This window comes from Plantibacter sp. VKM Ac-2885 (assembly GCF_015351205.1).
Taxonomy (GTDB): domain Bacteria; phylum Actinomycetota; class Actinomycetes; order Actinomycetales; family Microbacteriaceae; genus Plantibacter; species Plantibacter auratus.
The window spans coordinates 2,116,315-2,135,914 of record NZ_JADKSK010000001.1; the positions used below are offsets into that span (position 1 = coordinate 2,116,315).

A 19,600-nucleotide genomic window follows, 5' to 3' on the forward strand; every position below is an offset into this window, starting at 1 on the left:
TGAACGACCAGGATCCCACGAACGAGTACCGAAGGAACCCGATGTCAGCATCCACCACCACCCCGTCGATCCGTATCGGCACCGCTCCCGACTCCTGGGGCGTCTGGTTCCCCGACGACCCGAAGCAGGTCCCGTGGGAGCGCTTCCTCGACGAGGTCGTCGCTTCCGGCTACGAGTGGATCGAGCTCGGCCCGTACGGGTACCTCCCCACCGATCCGAACCAGCTCGCCGACGAACTCGGCGCCCGTGGGCTCAAGCTCTCGGCGGGAACCGTCTTCACCGGCTTCCACAAGGGCGACGACCAGTGGAAGCGCGCCTGGGACCAGGCGCTCGACATCGCCGGGCTCGTCTCGAAGCTCGGGGCCGAGCACCTCGTCGTGATCCCGGACCTGTGGCGCAGTGACGCGACGAGTGAGGTCCTCGAGGCTCGCACCCTCGACGACGGGCAGTGGGCGAAGCTCGCCGCCGGGCACGATCGCCTCGGCAAGGCCCTCCTCGAGGAGTTCGGGATCAAGCAGCAGTTCCACTCCCACGCCGACAGCCACGTCGGGACGACCAGAGAGGTCGAGCGCTTCCTCGCGGAGACCGACGAGCGGTACACGAACCTCTGCCTCGACACGGGCCACTTCTCCTACTACGGCGGCGACAACCTCAAGCTCATCGACGACCACCCGTCGCGGATCGGCTACCTGCACCTGAAGCAGGTCGACACGAGCCTGCTGTTCGACGTGCTGAAGAACGACGTACCGTTCGCGGAGGCTGTCACCCAGGACATCATGGTGGAGCCGCCGTTCGGGGTCCCGGAGCTCGGTCCGATCATCGAACGCGTCGCTGCACTCGACCCGCAGATCTTCGGGATCGTCGAGCAGGACATGTACGGCTGCTCGATCGATCGCCCGTTCCCCATCGCCAAGCGCACGCGCGAGCACATCTTCGGCGAGACCGCCGCGGCCCGCGTCAGCTGACCCACCCCGACCAGCCAGAACCCACGGAAGGCACCGACGCCATGAGCACCACCACCCAGACCACCGACCGTCCCACGGGGACCGACGCACGGACCGGCGACCTCCGGGTCGGCATCGTCGGTGCCGGCCTGATGGGAGCCGACCACGTCAAACGGATCACCGAACGCGTGAGCGGTGCGGTCGTCGCGGCGATCATCGAACCGGACGCAGGCCGCGCCGCAGCCGCGGCCGCCAACGCCCCCGGGGCCCAGGCGTTCACGCGGATCGAGGACGCGATCGCGGCCGGCGCCGTGGACGCCGTCCTCATCGCGACCCCCGGGCAGTTCCACGAGCCGGTGCTCCTGCCGGCACTCGCCGCCGGACTCCCGATCCTCTGCGAGAAGCCGCTGACGCCCGACTCCACGTCGTCGTGGCGGGTGCTCGAGGCCGAGCAGCAGCTCGACCGACCGCACATCCAGGTCGGGTTCATGCGCCGGTTCGACGCCGAGTACCAGCAGCTGCGCGCCCTCGTCGAGTCCGGCGAGGCCGGCGAGCTCCTCATGCTCCGCGGTGTCCACCGCAACGCGGTCGTCCCCGACACCTACACGCAGACGATGCTCATCACCGACTCCGTCGTGCACGAGTTCGACGTGCTGCCGTGGGTGGCAGGCTCCACCGTCGCGAGCGTCGAGGTGAAGTACCCGCGTCGCAACCGGCTGAGCCCTGACCACCTGCGCGAGCCGATCCTCGTCATCATCGAGCTCGCGAACGGTGTCCTCATCGACGTCGAGATGAACGTGAGCGTCCAGTTCGGCTATCAGGTCGCGACCGAGGCGGTCTTCGCCGAGAGCATCGCGCGGATCGGTCAGCCGTCCGGCCTCCAGCAGTGGAAGGACGGCCGCTTCAGCGTCGCCGACCACACGAGCTTCGTGACGCGGTTCGCCGCGGCATACGACGAGCAGGTCCAGCGCTGGGTGAACGCGGTCCGCGGGGGCACCCTCGTCGACGGGCCGAACGCATGGGATGGCTACAAGGTGGCGCTCGCGTGTGAAGCGGGAGTCGCGGCACTCACCACCGACGGCCCGGTGCCGGTCGCCATTCCCGAGCGCCCCGCGTTCTACGCTTGATCCGCGTCCGGCCGGCAAGCCTCGCGATGCCGGGCGGACGCACTGACGAAGGAGTTCCCCGATGGTCCGCATCGCCCTCGATCCGACCCCGTATCACCACGACTATGCACTGCTCGACTTCCCGGACATCGCCGCGCGGCTCGGATACGACCATCTACAGCTGACGCCGCACGCCGACTTCGGGCCGTTCTTCCGGTACCCCAAGGCCGATGACGCCCTCGTCGCCGCCCTGCGCAAGCGCGTCGCCGACGCCGGGATCACGATTCCGGCGCTCCTGCCGGTGCAACGCATCTCCTCACCGGAGGAGCAGCAGCGGGAGGCGGCCGTGCGGAACTTCTCGCGCACCATCCACCTCGCCGTGGAACTCGGCGTCGACACCCTCAACACCGAGTTCAGCGGGCGCCCGGAGCGCAGTGAGGACTCCGAAGCCGCGTTCTACCGCTCGATGGAGACGTTGTTGCCGCTGGCCGAGCGGGAGGGTGTCCGGATCAACTTCGACCCGCACCCCGACGACTTCGTCGAGGACGGTCTTGAGGCATGGCGCATCATCCGCGGTCTCAACTCGGCATCGGTCGGCTTCGTGTACGTCGCGTCCCACACCTTCCACTACGGCGACCGCGCGACGACCCTGCTGCCCGAGATCGGCGACCGGCTCGGCGCGGTGTACGCCGCCGATTCGTTCGACCACCACCGCTCCCACGGACTCCGGTACATCAGCAACCCGCCGGGGAACGCTGCTCGGGTGCACCAGCACCTCGCGATCGGCGACGGCGACGTCGATTGGACGCGATTGTTCGACGTGCTGGCGCGGACGGGTTTCCTGGACCGCGACGATGCGATCATCGTGTCCAACGTCTTCGCCGAGGATGAGCGGGCCGACGAGGTCTCCCGGTCACAGCTCACCCGACTCCATGAGCTCGTGGACGCGGCGCGTACGAACACCAACGACGGGGGAGTGGGCGCCGGAGCGTGAGACTCGGCCTCGTCGGCTACGGATTCGGCGGACGCACCTTCCACGCCCCGTTCGTCGCCGCTCTCGGCGAGGGGGTCCTCGCCGGGGTCGTGACCCGTTCTGCTGCCCGCCGGGCGGAGCTCGCCGCCGACCATCCCGGGGTGCCCGTGTACGACACCGTCGACGATCTGCTCGCAGCGGGTGTGGACATCGTGACGATCTCGACGCCGCCATCGGGTCGGCTCGACATCGCCAAGCGCGTGATCGACGCCGGAGTCCCTGTTATCGTCGACAAGCCGATGGCGAGCAGCCTTGCCGAGGCGCGTGAACTCGTCGCCTACGCGGCTGATCGAGGCGTCCTGCTCAGCGTCTTCCAGAACCGGCGTTGGGATTCCGAGGCCCGAACGCTGCAGGCGATCGTGCGCTCGGGCGCCGTCGGTGACATCCGCCTCGTCGAGAACGTCCTCGACCGGTGGGAACCTCGCGCGACCGGAGACGGATCCGGCGGCGGTCAACTCTTGGATCTGGGCAGTCACACCGTGGACCAGGTTCGTGACGCGCTCGGGCCTGTCCAGCGGGTGTTCGCCACGATCGACCGCCGGCCGGGTGACGAGTACGAGTACGCCTTCGACCTGCTCCTCGAGCACCAGGATGGTATCCGGTCGATCGTCGCTTCCGACGTCCTGCAACCCGACGGGCGCCCACGCCTGCGGGTGACCGGAAGCACCGGTACCGTCACCGTACGCGGGCTCGACATCCAGACGGATCAGATGCTCGCCGGTCTGAGACCGGCCGGTCATGGCTGGGGTGTCGAGCCGCACGAACGATGGGGCACGCTGACGACGACGGCCGGTGAGCAGCGACCATATCCGCGCGCGGACGGTCGCTGGCAGGATTTCTACGCCGGAGTGCGTGAGGCGATCGACACCGGGTCAGGCGTCCTCCCCGTCGCCGTCGAGGGCTCCCTCGCCACATTCGCGATCCTCGAGGCTGCTCGCCGGAGCGCTGAGCTCGGAACCTGGGTGCACGTCTCGTCCGTCTGACATTCCTCGGTGCGTGTTCCCGGCACAGCAGAACGGCCCGTCCTCTCGATGAGGGCGGGCCGCTCTGCGCTGTGGTGCGGACCAGGATCAGAAGGTCTTGTACTGCTCTTTGAAGTGGTCCTCGAGCGACTCGAGGCTCTTGCCCTTCGTCTCCGGGACGCTCGTCGCGACGAAAAGGATGGCGAGGAGACCGACCGCTGCGAAGAGCAGGAACGTTCCGAATCCGAGGGACTCGACGAGCGAGGGGAACGCCAGCGAGATGATCGCGTTCGTGGACCAGAGCACTAGGACGGTGATGCCGATCATGACGCCGCGCATCTTCAGTGGGAAGATCTCGGCGATCATGAGCCACGCGAGGGGGCCGATGGTGCCCTGCATGATCCCGATGAAGAGCAGGATCGCGATGAGGAGCAGCCACGGGCGGACGGGGTTGTCCTCTGGGAGCCCCAGGCCGATGGCACCGACGAGCAGGTGCATCGTCGTGGTCCCGATGAAGCCGAACAGCATCAGCGAGCGACGGTTGAAGCGGTTGATGATGGAGAGCGCCACGAGCATCGCCGTGACGGACATCACACCGTTCAGTACGTTGAAGCTGAGTGCGGCGTTCCGTGTGAAGCCGGCGGCCTCGAGCACCTGGGTGCCGTAGTACATCATCGAGTTGATGCCGGTGAGCTGCTGGTAGGCGGCGATGCCGATGCCGATGAAGAGGAGGCGTCGGATCCACGGGGTCCGTACGATGTCCATGAAGGTGCCGGACTGCTCGTCCTTCTCGATCACGGAGAGCTGCCGGACCTCTTCCATTTCGGCGACGGCCCGCTCCTCGGAGCGCACCTGGCGGAGCACCGCGAGGGCCTCGTCGTCGCGACCGCGAGCGAGCAGCCAGCGCGGGCTCTCGGGCATCCGGAGCATGCCGAAGAACAGGACGAACGCCGGGATCACGGCGATGGCGAGCATATAGCGCCAGACGTGGTCGTTGGAGCCCCAGACATTGCCGATGATGGCGTTGATGGCGAAGGCGAGGAACTGCCCGCCGACGATCATCAGTTCATTGCGCGAGACGAGGCTTCCGCGCTTCTCGAATGGGGCGACCTCCGCAAGGTAGACCGGGACCGTGACCGAGGCACCACCCACGGCGAGACCGAGGATGAAGCGGAAGACGAGGAGGATCTCGTAGCTCGGAGCGATGACGCAGCCGCCGGCGCCGATGAAGAACAGGACGGCGATGATGAGGATGTTGCGCTTCCGACCGAGTCGGTCCGACAGCCGCCCGCCGAAGAAGGCGCCGACAGCAGCGCCGATCAGCAGGGTGAAGGTGATGAGGCCCTCTTGGAAGGAGTTGAGCCCGAAGTACTCCATCATGAACGACAGGGCGCCGTTGAGCACCCCGGTGTCGTATCCGAAGAGGAGCCCACCGAATGTCGCGATGACGGCGACGAGGCCGAGACGCTTGTTGTAGGGGCCATTGCCGAGGGGCGGCAAGGCCACCTTCACGGCGTTGGTGATCGTTCCACCATGAGACACGTTGTTCGCTCCTTTGCGTGTTCCCGCCTCCAGCCCCGATGGGCCGGTTGTCGACGCTGAACCGGGTGAGAATGTGTCCTTATGTTAGGACATTCTGCCAACAAGCGCTAGTGAGTGTTCTGATCTGGTGAGATGGGTGGGCCCATCGGCTCCAAGCCTGAGGAACTACAGGGTCTCTCCAGCGTCCGCCAGCAGGGTGCTGCCGGTCATGATCATGGACAGGTCGCTCGCTGCGAAGAGCACGACGCGGGCGATGTCGTCCGGGGTGCCGAAACGTCCGATGAGGCTCTGGTTCATGACGTCGAGTTTCGGGAGTTCGATGCCGGCGGCTGCAGCGGCCTCGGATGCTGCGGTGGCTGCGGCGAGGTTCCCCTCCGTTGGCACGAAGCTCGGAGCGACACCGAGGACCCGGACGCCGAGCGGGGCGAGGTCGACCGCGAGCGACTTCGTGAGCCCGAGTGCCGCGTGCTTCGAACTGACGTAGGCGGACATACCAGGGAAGGCCACCTGGAACCCGGCCGTCGAGACGATGTTCACGATGACGCCACCGGAGCCGTCCGAAGTCATGCGTCGTGCCGCTTCGCGGGCTCCGAGGAAGACGCCGCGGGTGTTCACGGCGAAGACCTGATCCCAGGTCGCGTCGTCCATCTCGAGTACGGGGGCGTTGGGGAAGACGCCGGCGTTGTTCACCCAGACGTCGATCCCGCCGAGCTCGGCGACGGCGATGTCTGCGGCGGCCGCGACCGAGGCGGCGTCGCTCACGTCGGCGCGGGTCCCGAGGGCCGTGACACCGAACCGCGCGCGGAGCTCGTCGGCCGCTGCGCGCGCGGCGTCCTCATGCAGGTCGACGATCAGGAGGTCGGCACCGGCCTCCGCGAGTCGGGCGGCGATGGCCTTGCCCAGTCCTTGCGCGCCTCCGGTGACGACGGCTCGTCGCCCGGCGAGGGAGAGGAGGTCTGCGAGCGGGGTCTCGGAGACATCGGGAAAGGGGTAGGGCATGACGACCTCCATGTCGTGACAACGGTATTGGCAGAGTATGTCATAAAGCCACCCGCGGGCGGGAGGCTAGCGTGGGTACATGACCGCCAAACGGGGCCCAGGCCGCCCGCCCGTCTCCGAGCCTGACGAACTCCGGTCCCGAGCGCTCGACGTGCTCTACCGCCGTGGGTACCAGGGCACGACGATGGGCGTGCTGGCGGACGAGGTCGGGGTGAGTGTCCGCACCCTGCACCGGTACTTCCCGACGAAGGCCGACATCGTCTGGGGTGGCATCGAGGGGGCGATCGATGCGCTGGCCCACGGCTTCGCGACGGCCGACGATTCACTGCCGATCACCGACGCCATCACCGCCGTCGTACTCGACGTGTTCGACCAGGACGCCGACGCCCTCGCCGTCGGCCGCGCGCGGATGCGCCTCATCGCGACGACCCCGGAGTTGCGTGAGACGAGGCCGGAGACCTACCAGCGGTGGCGCGAGCAGACCATCGCATTCGTCGCGCGGCGCCTCGGGGCCTCGCCGTCCGACATCGTCCCGCGAGCCGTCGGGGCCGCGGTCCAGGCCGCGATCGACGAGGCGCTGGCCTGGTGGGCGGCCGGTGATCGCCATGCCTCTCCCGCGCAGGCGGTCGCGGAGGCGCTCCGCGGCTTCGACGTCATCCGTGCGAGCGGGGTGGACTCGCCGACCCGCTGACGTCAGCCGGTCGTGGCGGCGCCGTCCTCCGGTGATGCGATCAACCGCATGAACGCTTCGAGCAGCGGAAGGGTTTCGCGGTCCGGGTCCAGGAGCGCCTGGATGCGGAGCCCGTCGATCATCGCCAGCGTCATCGTCACCTTGTCATCGGCGGTGAGCTGCTCCCCGTCGGCGGCCGTCGACAGTCGCTTGTCGGTGAAGTGCTCGCGCATGCGGGCTCGGCGGGCCATGAAGAAGTCGTGCGCGGGGTGGTGCGGGTTCGTCGCCGCGATCGTGATCGCGAGCCAGTTGCGTTGCTGCTCGGGGTGGGCGAAGTCCTCCTCGAGCACCGCGCTCAGGACGCGGTCCGCCGGCAGTCTCGACTGCATGATGCGCTGGGCGAGCTCGAGGTCGTCGGCGTCGCGCTGCGCGAGGGCGGCCAGGAGGAGGTCGTCCTTCGTCGCGAAGTGGCGGAGGAGCGCGGCGTGCGTGACGCTCGCGCGGGAGGCGATGTCCCGCAGTGAGGCCCGCTCGTAGCCGTGCTCGGCGAAGCTCGCCGACGCCGCCCGGATGATCTCGGCGCGGCGCGCGGGTGTCGTCGCATAGGGTCCGCGAGGCCCCCGGCGCGCCGAGGGGTGCGGTGCCTCAGGCGTGGTGTCCGTCACCGTGCTCGTCGTCATGCCGGGCCCTCCTCCCGCGGATCGGACCGGTGCCGCGCGGGACTTGCCAATTGTATCCGGGGTGGTTACTGTTTCCAAACAGTAACCATGGTGGTTACAGTTTGCCGGAGTCGCACACCGCTGTCGCCCGGACGCAGACCAGCACCGTAGCCGGTCGACACACCCGATGAAGGAGTCATGGTGTCCCCGAACGAACCCGATCCCACCGCGCGCACAGCCGCCGGTATCGCCGCCGCCCAGCCCACCCCCGGCGCCCAGGCCGAACCCGACGGACTCGACGCCGCACCGGCCGCCGTGCAGGAGCCACAGGCCCCGGTCAGCCGCTCCTACATCTTCTGGCTCATGCTCGCCAGCTTCGGCGCGTCCATGGCCATGATGGTGCCGCTGTCGTACGGCATCGCCGTCCGCATCTCCGAGCTCGCGCCGGGACACGAGGAGGTGCTCGGCTACATCACCGGGACAGCCCAGCTCATCTACCTCGTGATCAGCCCCATGATCGGCATCTGGAGCGACCGCGTTCGCTCGCGCCTCGGGCGCCGCACGCCGTTCATCTTCCTCGGCGTCGGGATCGGCCTCATCGGCCTCATCGTCATGGGACTCGCACCCGACCTCCTCATCGTCGGTGCCGGCTGGGTGCTCGGCATGTCCGGCTGGTCCATCTGCGGCGCGGCGATCCAGACCCTGCAGGCCGACAAGCTCCCCGAGTCGCAGCGCGGCAAGGTGTCGGCGTTGACCGGACTCATGACGCAGATCGCTCCGGTCCTCGGCATCGGCGTCGCCTACGCGGTGTCATCCAGCACCTTCCTCGTGTTCCTCGTCCCCGGCGTCATCGGCGCCGTCCTCCTCGCGATCTTCCCGCTCATCAAGCCGGAGGGGAGCTCCAAGCACCTCGCGAAGACGGACACCGTCACGGTCGGCTCCGTCGTCCGCAGCTACGGCTTCAACGTCCGCAAGTACCCGGACTTCGCCTGGAACTGGCTCGGTCGCTTCGTCTTCTTCATCGGCCTCTACTTCAACACCACGTTCGGCACCTTCTTCTACGCGCAGCGGCTCGACCTCCCGGTCCGCGAGGTCGCCGGGGTCGTCGCCACGATCGGGATGCTCGGCGTGGTCGCCGCCGCCGGTCTTGCGCTACTCGGCGGGTTCCTCTCCGACAAGCTCAAGCGTCGGCGGCTGTTCGTGCTCATCGCCTCGCTCCTCTTCGTCGCCGGCGCCCTGGCCGAGGCCTTCGCGTGGTCACTGCCGCAGCTGATCATCGGTGCGGTGCTGATGCAGACCGCGATCGCGGTGTTCGCGACGGTGGACCAGGCGATCATCTTCGCCATCCTGCCGAACCGCGAGGAGGCCGGCCGGTACATGGCGGTCGTCGCCTTCGCGCAGAAGATCCCGAGCGCCGTCGCACCGCTGCTCGCCTCGGTCGTCATCACCCTCGGTGCCACCGGTGCGGAGAAGAACTACACGATCCTCTACCTCACGGGTGCGGTCCTCGCGCTCCTCGGCGGGATCATCGTCTCCACAAAGGTCAAAGCCGTTCGCTGACCCGGTGGGATCGACCGCCTGACGTCACCGCCGACACCCCGACCAGCACCACCCAGCAGAAAGCCACAGTATGCACGCGACACCCCACGATCTCACCGTCGACAGCGGCGGCGACCAGTTCGTCGTCACCGGGGCGACGCCGCGGCTCTCCTGGAAGCCGGGAGACGGCGCGATCGGCGGCTTCGAGCTCGAGGCCGTGATCGACGGGGTGCGGCAATCGGTCGTGCTCGCGGACGGGCACCGCTACGTCGCTTGGCCGTGGTCGGCGCTGCGCAGCCGTCAGCGCGTCGAGTGGCGGGTGCGTTCGGCCGATGCGGGTGCCGAGTGGTCCGAATCGGCGTCCTTCGAGGTCGGCCTCCTGGACGAGGACTGGCGGGCGGCCTGGATCTCGCCCGTCGAGACAGATGATCCCGGCTACGGGAACCGCCCGGCGCACCTCCTCGGCGTGGAGTTCACGCTGGAGGGCGAGGTCCGGTCCGCGCGGCTCTATGCGACCGCCCTCGGTCTGTACACCGCGGCGGTCAACGGGGTGCGGGCCGGCCGGGCCGAGCTCTCCCCGGGGTCGACCTCCTATGACCGCACCCTGTACGCCCAGGCCTTCGACGTCGCCGCCGCCCTGGTGACCGGCTCCAACCGCCTCGACGTCGACCTGTCCGACGGCTGGTACCGAGGCCAGGTGGGGGCGTTCCGCATCCCGTCGGGCTGGGGGTCCGTCCTCGGTCTCCGCGCCGAGCTGCACGTCGACTTCGCCGACGGGGGCACCCTCGTCGTCCGTTCGGACGACCGCTGGGAGAGCCGGCCGTCCACCATCACCCGGGCCGACCTCATGGACGGCCAGACGGTCGACCTGACGGTGGCCGATGTGGAGGCCGCCGACGAGACGGTCTCGTCCGTGCTCATCGACGCCGTCGTGGACCCACCGGCCATCGACTGGTCGCCGGCGCCCGCCGTGACGGTGGTCGCCTCGCGCGCCCCGAGCAGTGTCCGCGAGCTGCGCGAGGGCGTGTGGGTCGTCGACTTCGGCCAGAACGCCTCCGGATGGCTCCGGCTCGGAGATCTCGGCCCCGCGGGCACCCGGACCGAGATCGACTACGGCGAGTATGTCGAAGCGGACGGCGACCTCTCGACGACCCACCTCGACTCCCACCGTCCGGGCGAACCGGTACGGGTCTTCCGACAGCACGACGAGGTGGTCGCGGGGGAGACGCCGGCCGTCTTCGAACCGCGGCACACCGTCCACGGCTTCCAATACGCACGGATCGTGCGACACGGTGCGCCGCTCGACCCCGCGACGATCTCGATGCAGATCGTGCACACCGACCTCGCGCAGGCCGGGACGTTCTCGTGCAGCGACCCCGATCTGAACGAGCTCCACCGACTCGCGGAGTGGAGCTTCCTCGGCAACGCGGTCGACGTCCCCACCGACTGCCCGACCAGGGAACGCCTCGCCTGGAGCGGGGACTATCAGGTGTTCGTCTCCACGGCGACCCGGCTCCGCGATGTGAGCGGGTTCAGCAGGAAGTGGCTGCGCTCCGTCCGTGACGACCAGCTCGACGACGGACGCATCACGAACTTCTCGCCCGACGGTCGCCGCATCAAGCAGCGACTGGACGACCAGTTCGCGATGATGACGGGTTCCGCGGGCTGGGGCGACGCGATCGTCGCGGTGCCCTGGGAGCTGTACCGCAGCTACGGCGACACCGCAGTGCTCGCGGAGAACTGGGGGGCGATGGTCCGCTGGGTCGACTGGGCGCTCGACCGCGCCCGGGAGACCCGCCACCACGCCCGGCAGCAGCGCTCGCCGGAACCTGAGGCGTTCGAGGAGTTCCTCTGGGACGGCACCTTCCACTGGGGTGAGTGGACGGAACCGAGGGAGCTCGATGCCGACGGCAACGGCATCGACCCGATCGTAAACGACCCGATGGCCTGGTTCATGGCCGACAAGGGCGAGGTCGGCACGGCTTACCTCTTCCGTTCCGCGTCCACGCTGGCGCAGATCGCGGCGATCCTCGGGCAGGACGAGGCGGCCGGTCGCTACGCGCTGGTCGCCGAGCAGGTCCGGTCCGCCTGGCAGACGGCCTACCTCCGGCCCGACGGCACGACAGAGACGGACACGCAGGCGGCGTACGTCCGGGCGTTGTCGTTCGGCCTCCTCCCGGAGGACCGTCGAGCCGCGGCGCTGGATCGTCTCGTGGAGCTCATCCGGCTGGCCGGCACCCACCTCGGCACCGGCTTCCTGTCGACGGGGGACCTCCTCCCCGTGCTCGTCGAGGGAGGTCGCGCCGACGTGGCGTACGAGCTGCTCACGCAGCGCTCGGAGCCCTCCTGGCTCACCATGGTCGACCGCGGCGCGACGACCATCTGGGAGGCCTGGGAGGGCATCGACGCGGACGGCGTGGCGCACGAGTCGCTCAACCATTACAGCAAGGGGACGTTCGCGCGGTTCCTCCACGAGTACACGCTCGGACTTCGGCAGGCCGAGGACTCGATCGCCTGGGATTCCATCGTCATCGCACCCGTACCCGGCGCCGGGCTGTCCCGGGCGCAGGGCTCCCACGAGTCGCCGAACGGGACGATCACCGTCCGCTGGGGGCTCGAAGGCGGCGAACTGCTGATCGACGCAGAGATCCCGGCCGAGACCACGGCACGGATCGTCTTCCCGGACGGCACCGAGTTCCGGTCGGGACCTGGCCGCTTCAGTGCCCGCCGCCCGCACCGCACCTCCGAGGCCGAGGCCTCGGTCGCCACCATCTGACCATCGCACCACGAACGAGAGAGCACCGACGACCATGACGACGACCTTCCCCGACGGGTTCCTCTGGGGCGCGGCGACCGCCGGCCACCAGATCGAGGGCAACAACGTGAACAGCGACTGGTGGGCGCGCGAGCAGTCCATGCCGGGCATGGAACTGTCCGGAGACGCCTGCGACAGCTACCACCGCTACCGCGAGGACATCGCACTGCTCGCCGATGCAGGCCTCACCTCCTACCGCTTCAGCCTCGAGTGGTCGCGGATCGAGCCGGTGCAGGGGCACTTCTCACGGGCGGAGCTCGCTCATTACCGGCGCATGATCGAGTGCTGCTTCGAGCACGGTGTCACCCCAGTGGTCACCCTGCAGCACTTCACGACCCCCCAGTGGTTCGCCGATCGAGGCGGCTGGTTGGCGCCCGACGCCTCGGAGCGGTTCCAGGCGTACGTCGCCGAGGCGACCGCGATCCTCGACGGCGTCGAATGGGTCGTCACGATGAACGAGCCGAACATGCAGGCGGCGATCATGACCGCGATGCGGCGCATGCAGCAGGCCGGTGGACAGTGGCAGAGTCCGACCGTTGAAGCGGACGGAGAGGAGGAGCAGCAGTCGCACAGCGACTTCCTGACCTACGCCGATCCGGAGATCGGACGGGCGTTCACGGCCATCCATCATGCGGCGCGGGCGATCGTGCGCGAGCGCACCGGCGCGAAGGTCGGCTGGACCATCGCCGCCGGCGCGCTCACCGCGGCTCCGGGCGGCGAGGAGAAGCTGCTCGAGATCCGGTACGGCAAGGAGGACGTCTACTGGGAGGGCAGCCGTGGTGACGACTTCGTCGGGGTGCAGGCGTACTCCAGCCAGCAGGTGGATGCGCGCGGACTCGTGCCGCACCCGCCCCACCCGGACAACACCCTCGTCGGCACCGCCTACCGCCCGGACGCCCTCGCGATGGGCGTGCGGCACGCGTGGGAGGTCACCGGTGGGGTACCGGTGATGATCACCGAGAACGGCATCGCGACCGCCGACGACGGGCAGCGCATCCGATACACCAGGGAGGCGCTCGAGGGCCTCGCCGGCACGATGGCCGACGGGATCGATGTGCGCGGGTATCTCCACTGGTCACTCCTCGACAACTTCGAGTGGGGCCACTGGGAGCCGACCTTCGGCCTCATCGCCATCGACCGCGAGACCTTCGTCCGCACCCCGAAGCCGAGCCTCGCGTGGCTGGGCGACGTCGCCCGACGGAACGCGCTCGACGCAGTCGGCGCCTGACAACCGGGTGCGGAGTCATGTTCGTGGACTCCGCACCCGGCGTCCTCGCTTCAGTTCTGGACGACCGGCCCGGTCGACTCTCGCACGACGAGCGTCGTCGTCAGGCCGGGTTCCTCGTCACCCCGAGGCGTTCCGCGCACTTCGGCGACGAGACGGTGGACGGCAGCCTCACCGATGGCGGCAAGGGGGCTGCGGACGGTCGTCAGCGACGGGCTGGTCAGATCGGCGCTGAAGATGTCGTCGAAGCCGATGACGCTGAGTCTGCCGGGTACCGGGACGCCCGCTGCCCTGCACGCCCGCAGCAGTCCGAGGGCCATGAGGTCGTTGTAGGTGATGACCGCGGTCACGCCGGACGCGATGATCTTCGGCAGAGCGTGTTCACCGCCATCGACGGTCGGCCGGCTGGCGGTGAACATCGCGATCGACAGGCCGCGTGCACGGGCCGAACCGAAGATGCTGTCCCATCGGGTGCGGTTCATCCACGACACGGCCGGTCCTGCGAGGTAGCCGATCGAGCGGTGGCCGAGGTCGGCGAGGTGGCCGATCGCCTGCGCGACACCCGCAATCACGTCGGGGGTGATGGACGGGAGGCCGGGAACGACGCGGTTGGCCAGGATGACCGGCTTCGTCGCGGCCAGCTGACTGATCTCGTCGTCGCGCAGGCGGGAGCCGACGAGGAGCAGGCCGTCGACCGCGGACTGCAGGCGGCCGGCGGTGGCGAGCTCGAGCTCGCCGGACTCTTGCGACTCCGCGTACACGAGTGTCTGTCCAGTGGCGGCGATCGCGCGTTCTGCTCCGCGCACGAGGTCGAAGTAGACAGGGTTGGTGATGTCGGAGATGAGGATTGCCAAGGTGTCGGTGCGGCCGGTCGGGAGTGCACGCGCCATCGGGTTGATGCGGTAGCCCAACTCCAAGGCGACCGCGCGGACGCGCTGCTCCGTCGCGCGATTGACCCGCCCGGGCTTGTTGAGCGCCCTGGAGACCGTCGACGCGTTGACGCCGGCCGCCCGCGCGACGTCGTAGATGGTCGGAACGAGGCGTCGCCCGCCCGCCCGGGCCGGTGTCTCCTCGGCGAGCTTGCCCTGTGGATCATCCATGTCGTCCTCTGTCCGTCTTGCGTCGGATTGCCGGTGCTGCGCCCGTAATGGCAAGTTCTGGCAATCGGTTGACAGATTTTGTCTTGCTCAGTCAAAATAGCACCACGAGCCCCTCGCACCGTCGCGGAGGAAGAAGGAAACCACCCATGACGAACACCCCGGTCATCCCCGGCTATCACCCCGATCCGTCGATCTGTCGTGTCGGAGCGGACTACTTCCTCGCCACCTCGAGCTTCGAGTACTCACCCGGTGTGCCCATCTTCACGAGCACGGACCTCCGCTCGTGGGACCAGCTCGGCAACGCCCTCGACCGCGAAAGTCAGCTGACGGTGCGGACCGGCGTCGATGGCGCCAGCGGCGGTGTCTACGCACCCACCCTTCGACACCATGACGGCCGGTTCTGGCTCACGACGACCAACGTCGACGAGATCACCCGGGGGCATCTCATCGTGCACGCGGAGCGTCCCGGGGGGCCCTGGAGCGAGCCGGTCTACACGGAGGGCTTGATCGGGATCGACCCCGACCTCGCCTGGGGTGACGACGGGGTCTGCAGGCTCACATGGGGCGATGTGATGCGCGGTTGCATCTCCCAGGTCGAGGTCGATCCGTCGACCGGTCGGGTCCTGTCCGAACCCGTGGTGCTCTGGCGTGGCATCGGAACCGGCGACACCCATCCCGAAGGCCCGCACGTGTTCGAACGCGGAGACTGGTGGTACCTGCTGGTCGCCGAGGGCGGCACCGGTCCTGGCCACATGGTGACCATCGCGCGATCGGCGAGCATCGACGGCCCGTTCGCGGGGAACCCGGCGAATCCGATCTTGTCGCACCGCAGCACGACGCACGCCGTCCAGTCCACCGGACACGCCGACCTGGTGGAAGCTGAGGACGGCAGTTGGGCGATGGTCCACCTCGGCGTCCGACTGCGTGGGTCGTTCCCGCGATGGCACACGAACGGCCGCGAGACCTTCCTCGTCGGCATCGACTGGGTGGACGACTGGCCCGTCGTCGTGGAGGACCGCTTCGCGGGTGTGACCACGGAGACCTCGTTCGTGGACACCTTCGACGCTGCAGGTCTCCACCCGCGGTGGATCGCCCCGGGTCGGGCCCCGGCATCCTTCGCGCACGTCGGGAACGGTGCGTTGCGTCTGGCGGCCGGACGTGCGGCGGTCAGCCGTGACGCCGAACGGCTGCTGGCGGTGCGCGCACGTGACGAGCAATGGGCCGTCGAGGTGGTCGCACCCGATGGCGACATCGCGCTCGGCGTCCGCATCGACGACGCGCATCAGGCCGTGGTCCAGCGGATCGGTGACCGCGTGACGGTCCGGGTCGTCATCGGCCCGCTCGACCAGCTCGTCGCCGAACGGACCGGCGTCGACCGGCGCGAGCCGTTGGTCGTCCGGGCCATCGCGAACCCGCAACAGCGCCCAGGCGCGCGCACCGGCCCCGACCGCATCGTCCTCGGCTTCGGCACCGAGCCGGACGTACTCGCCGACATCGACGGTCGGTACTGCTCGACCGAGGTCGCCGGCGGGTTCACGGGTCGCGTGATCGGCGTCGAGGCGCTCGGCGGCGACGCGACCGTCACGCGGTTCTCCTACACCGCACTCCACTGACACCAGCCCCGCCTCATCGACCGTCACCACCTCGCATCGACGCGAAGAAGGAACCCATGTTGAAACCCCGCTCCACCCCCACCCGAGACCTCGTCAGCCTCGACGGCCTCTGGGCGTTCGCGCTCGACTCCGCCGTCGAAGACGAGCCCTGGCTCGGACGCCTGTCGACGAGGCTGGAGGCCGCCGTCCCAGCCAGCTTCAACGACCAGTTCACGTCCTCGACCATCCGCGACCATGTGGGATGGGTGTACTACCAGCGCACGGTGACCATTCCCCGCGGGTGGACCGATGAGCGCGTGCGGTTGCGGTTCGACGCCGCCACGCACGCCGCGCGGGTGTATGTCGACGACGCATTCGTGGGCGAGCACCAGGGCGGGTACACGCCGTTCGAGATCGACATCACCGGGCGGGTCCGGCCAGGGGACACCGTCCGGCTGACGGTCGGCGTCGACAACCGACTCACGAACGTCACCATCCCGCCCGGCATCATCAGCGAGGCGCCGGACGGACGCGCGAAGCAGACGGTGCTCCACGACTTCTACAACTACGCGGGGCTCGCTCGCTCCGTCTGGCTGTACAGCTCGCCCAAGGTCCGCGTTGAGGACGTGACCGTCGTCACGGACGTCGACGGCTCTGACGGTGTCGTGCGATACCGCATTGAGACGAGCGCTCCGGCCTCGGTCCGCGCGCGGGTTCTCGACCCCGACGGCACCGAGGTCGCCACCGGCGCAGGGGACTCCGCCACCGTCGTCATCCCGGAAGTCACCCTCTGGCAGCCTGGCGCGGCCCACCTCTACGACCTCGTCGTGGAGCTGTTCGACGACGAGATCCTCATCGACAGCTATACGCAGTCGTTCGGCGTCCGCACGGTCGAGGTCCGCGGAGCACAACTCCTCATCAACGGTTCGCCCTTCTACTTCACCGGCTTCGGCAAGCACGAAGACACCGCCATCCGAGGGAAGGGGCACGACAACGCCTACCTGGTCCACGACTTCCAGCTCCTCGACTGGATCGGCGCGAACTCCTTCCGCACCTCGCATTACCCCTACGCGGAGGAGGTGCTCGAGTTCGCCGACCGGCAGGGCATCGTCGTGATCGACGAGACGGCGGCAGTCGGCCTGAACCTCGGCGTGCAGGGCGGGCTCACCGGTATCCCACCGACACCGACGTTCGCACCGGAGAACTTCGGTGGGGTCACGCGCGAGGTCCACGCCCAGCATCTCCGAGAGCTGATCGACCGCGACAAGAACCACCCGAGCGTCGTCATGTGGTGCATCGCGAACGAGCCGGCGTCGAACGAGGAGGGCGCGCGCGAATACTTCGAACCGCTCGTCGACCTCGCCCGCGAGCTCGATCCGACGAGGCCGCTCACCTACGCGGCGGTCATGTTCGCGAACGCGCAGAATGACAAGATCGCCGACCTCTTCGACGTCCTCAGCATCAACCGCTACTTCGGCTGGTACGTGTTCACCGGTGACCTCGCCACGGCCGAGCATTACCTCGAGCAGGACCTGAGGGGCTGGGCCGAGCGGTTCGGGAAACCGATCATGATGTCCGAGTACGGCGCGGACACCATGCCCGGCCAGCACTCCGTGTGGGACATGCCATGGAGTGAGGAGTACCAGACCGACTACCTCGCCATGAACCACCGCGTCTTCGATCGGATCCCCGAGTTCATCGGCGAGCACGTCTGGAACTTCGCCGACTTCCAGACGTCCCCCGGCATCCACCGCGTCGACGGCAACCGCAAGGGCGTCTTCACCCGCGATCGCAAACCGAAGGGTGCCGCGTTCTCGTTGCGCCGTCGGTGGACCGGGCTCGACGGGTCGAAGCCCGGACAAGCGCCCGACGGAGGCACCGACGACCGGTGACCCCTCCATCCGCGTGCGGCCCCTCGGGGGTGAGGGCCGCCGTGGGTGATCCCGAACCCGAACCACACCCGCACCACCCGATCCGAAGAAGGAACCCATGGGCATCAACGACGAGCTCACTCCAGAGGAGTCCTCACGCATCACCATCGCCGCTGCCACGGCGCGTCCCATGACCTCCGGCACCGCCGCAGGTCCCACCACCACCAACCTCCCGACGCCGGACGGACCGACGCGGCCGGTGAGCGCGCGGTTCATCGTGACGATGATGCTCGCGAACTTCGGATCCTCGATGGCGTTCATCGTCCCGCTGTCCTACTCGTTGGCCCTCCGGATCCAAGAGCTCGTTCCCGGCCACGAGGAGGTCCTCGGGTACGCCACGGGCCTCGCGCAGGCGGTGTTCATCCTCACGGCGCCGCTCATCGGCATCTGGAGTGACCGCACCCGCTCCCGCATCGGTCGTCGGCGCCCGTTCATGCTCGGCGGGATCGTCTTCGGTCTCGTCGGTCTCCTCGTCATCTCGGTGGCGCCCAGCGTGCCGGTCCTCATCATCGGCTGGATCATCGCCATGTTCGGCTGGGCGAACGTCGGGGCGGCGATCATGTTCCTCCAGGCGGACCTCGTGCCGGAGCAGCAGCGCGGCAAGATCTCCGGGCTCACCGGTCTGACCGCCCAGGTCGCACCGATCCTCGGTATCGGCGTCGTCTACGCCGTGGTCGACATCAGCACCATCCTCGTGTTCCTGCTGCCTGGCGTCATCGGTGCCGTCACCGTGCTCGTGTTCGTCTTCCTCGGCAAGGACCCGGACTCGCGCGGCATGGCGCTGCCGAACGACCGGATCTCCCTCAGGAAGGTGTTCTCGAGCTACGCCTTCAACCCGCGGAAGTACCCCGACTTCGGGTGGAACTGGCTCGGACGGTTCACCTTCTTCATCGGGCTGTACTTCAACACGAGCTTCGCGACCTTCTTCTACGCGCAGCGGCTCGGGCTGCCGGTCTCCGAGATCGCCGGCGCCGTGACCGTCATCGGCCTCCTCGGGGTCGTGGCCGCCGTCATCGGAGCGCTCGGCGGCGGGTGGGTGTCCGACAAGCTGGGACGCCGGAAGCTCTTCGTCCTCATCGGTGCACTGCTCTTCGCGGTCGGCGCGGTGATCGAGGCCACCGCGTTCTCCTTCCCGCAGCTCGTCATCGGAGCTGTCATCATGAACCTCGCCCTGGCGGCGTTCGGCGCCGTCGACCAGGCCATCGTCCTGGCGATCCTCCCCGACCGCTCTGAGGCCGGTCGCTACATGTCGGTCGTGTCCTTCGCGCAGAAGCTGCCGAGCGCGATCGCCCCGCTCCTCGCCCCAGCGATCATCGCGATCGGTGCGGTGGACGGAGTGAAGAACTACACGCTGCTGTATCTCGTCGGCGGGGTGTTCGCCCTGCTGGGCGGCTCGATCATCCTGACGAAGGTGAAGGGCATCCGGTAGGCGCCCCGCGAGGCTCGGTGAGCGGACATCCGTCCGCCGAGCCTGGCGAGGGGC

At 68.6% G+C, this 19,600-nt stretch carries 15 protein-coding genes; 11 read left to right on the plus strand and 4 right to left on the minus strand.

Annotation, left to right across the window (positions count from 1 at the left end; all coding sequences use genetic code 11):
• The first annotated feature begins 41 nt into the window (after positions 1 to 41).
• The 4 genes from ITJ66_RS10195 to ITJ66_RS20155 all read left to right on the plus strand — a co-directional run bounded on the left by ITJ66_RS10195 (position 42) and on the right by ITJ66_RS20155 (position 4,066).
• Positions 42 to 965, plus strand: a complete 924-nt coding sequence (locus ITJ66_RS10195; protein ID WP_079003906.1) for a sugar phosphate isomerase/epimerase — start codon at positions 42 to 44, stop codon at positions 963 to 965.
• A gap of 41 nt (positions 966 to 1,006) precedes the next feature.
• Positions 1,007 to 2,071: a Gfo/Idh/MocA family protein gene (locus tag ITJ66_RS10200; RefSeq protein WP_194644507.1), complete on the plus strand. Its 1,065-nt coding sequence runs from the start codon at positions 1,007 to 1,009 to the stop codon at positions 2,069 to 2,071.
• Between the two features lie 61 nt (positions 2,072 to 2,132).
• Positions 2,133 to 3,044: a sugar phosphate isomerase/epimerase gene (locus tag ITJ66_RS10205; RefSeq protein ID WP_194644508.1), complete on the plus strand. Its 912-nt coding sequence runs from the start codon at positions 2,133 to 2,135 to the stop codon at positions 3,042 to 3,044.
• On the plus strand, positions 3,041 to 4,066 hold the full coding sequence (locus tag ITJ66_RS20155) for a Gfo/Idh/MocA family protein (protein WP_194644509.1): 1,026 nt from the start codon (positions 3,041 to 3,043) through the stop codon (positions 4,064 to 4,066). The genes ITJ66_RS10205 and ITJ66_RS20155 overlap by 4 nt, the downstream gene beginning before the upstream one ends.
• A gap of 87 nt (positions 4,067 to 4,153) precedes the next feature.
• Here ITJ66_RS20155 and ITJ66_RS10215 read toward each other — a convergent pair whose 3' ends face one another.
• The gene (locus ITJ66_RS10215; RefSeq protein WP_194644510.1) at positions 4,154 to 5,587 is read right to left on the minus strand and encodes a sugar porter family MFS transporter; all 1,434 of its coding nucleotides are present in this window, start codon (positions 5,585 to 5,587) and stop codon (positions 4,154 to 4,156) included.
• A gap of 165 nt (positions 5,588 to 5,752) precedes the next feature.
• The gene (locus tag ITJ66_RS10220) at positions 5,753 to 6,586 is read right to left on the minus strand and encodes an SDR family NAD(P)-dependent oxidoreductase (protein ID WP_194644511.1); all 834 of its coding nucleotides are present in this window, start codon (positions 6,584 to 6,586) and stop codon (positions 5,753 to 5,755) included.
• 79 nt (positions 6,587 to 6,665) lie between these two features.
• Here ITJ66_RS10220 and ITJ66_RS10225 point away from each other — a divergent pair, with 79 nt between their 5' ends.
• Positions 6,666 to 7,277 (plus strand): TetR family transcriptional regulator, encoded by a 612-nt coding sequence (locus ITJ66_RS10225; RefSeq protein ID WP_191940982.1) that lies wholly within the window; start codon positions 6,666 to 6,668, stop codon positions 7,275 to 7,277.
• Between the two features lie 2 nt (positions 7,278 to 7,279).
• On the opposite strand, the gene ITJ66_RS10230 is transcribed toward ITJ66_RS10225, so the two are convergent.
• Positions 7,280 to 7,936: a TetR/AcrR family transcriptional regulator gene (locus ITJ66_RS10230; protein WP_191940983.1), complete on the minus strand. Its 657-nt coding sequence runs from the start codon at positions 7,934 to 7,936 to the stop codon at positions 7,280 to 7,282.
• 177 nt (positions 7,937 to 8,113) lie between these two features.
• Between ITJ66_RS10230 and ITJ66_RS10235 the strand changes: the two genes are divergently transcribed.
• The 3 genes from ITJ66_RS10235 (at position 8,114) to ITJ66_RS10245 (ending at position 13,497) form a co-directional block, all read left to right on the plus strand.
• Positions 8,114 to 9,475: an MFS transporter gene (locus ITJ66_RS10235; protein WP_194644512.1), complete on the plus strand. Its 1,362-nt coding sequence runs from the start codon at positions 8,114 to 8,116 to the stop codon at positions 9,473 to 9,475.
• Between the two features lie 70 nt (positions 9,476 to 9,545).
• Entirely contained in the window at positions 9,546 to 12,230 is a 2,685-nt protein-coding gene (locus ITJ66_RS10240) for a family 78 glycoside hydrolase catalytic domain (RefSeq protein ID WP_194644513.1), read from the plus strand.
• 34 nt (positions 12,231 to 12,264) lie between these two features.
• Positions 12,265 to 13,497: a glycoside hydrolase family 1 protein gene (locus ITJ66_RS10245; protein ID WP_194644514.1), complete on the plus strand. Its 1,233-nt coding sequence runs from the start codon at positions 12,265 to 12,267 to the stop codon at positions 13,495 to 13,497.
• Between the two features lie 50 nt (positions 13,498 to 13,547).
• On the opposite strand, the gene ITJ66_RS10250 is transcribed toward ITJ66_RS10245, so the two are convergent.
• Positions 13,548 to 14,594 carry a LacI family DNA-binding transcriptional regulator gene (locus tag ITJ66_RS10250; protein WP_191940987.1) on the minus strand — a complete coding sequence of 349 codons (1,047 nt, stop codon included), beginning with the start codon at positions 14,592 to 14,594 and terminating at the stop codon, positions 13,548 to 13,550.
• Positions 14,595 to 14,740: 146 nt separating this feature from the next.
• Here ITJ66_RS10250 and ITJ66_RS10255 point away from each other — a divergent pair, with 146 nt between their 5' ends.
• From ITJ66_RS10255 to ITJ66_RS10265, 3 genes are all read left to right on the plus strand, one after another.
• Positions 14,741 to 16,207, plus strand: a complete 1,467-nt coding sequence (locus ITJ66_RS10255) for a glycoside hydrolase family 43 protein (RefSeq protein ID WP_194644515.1) — start codon at positions 14,741 to 14,743, stop codon at positions 16,205 to 16,207.
• A 56-nt stretch (positions 16,208 to 16,263) separates the two neighbouring features.
• Positions 16,264 to 18,078 carry a beta-glucuronidase gene (gene uidA / locus ITJ66_RS10260; RefSeq protein WP_191940989.1) on the plus strand — a complete coding sequence of 605 codons (1,815 nt, stop codon included), beginning with the start codon at positions 16,264 to 16,266 and terminating at the stop codon, positions 18,076 to 18,078.
• Between the two features lie 97 nt (positions 18,079 to 18,175).
• Positions 18,176 to 19,546, plus strand: coding sequence for an MFS transporter (locus tag ITJ66_RS10265; RefSeq protein ID WP_191940990.1), 1,371 nt, complete (start codon positions 18,176 to 18,178; stop codon positions 19,544 to 19,546).
• Positions 19,547 to 19,600: the final 54 nt, after the last annotated feature.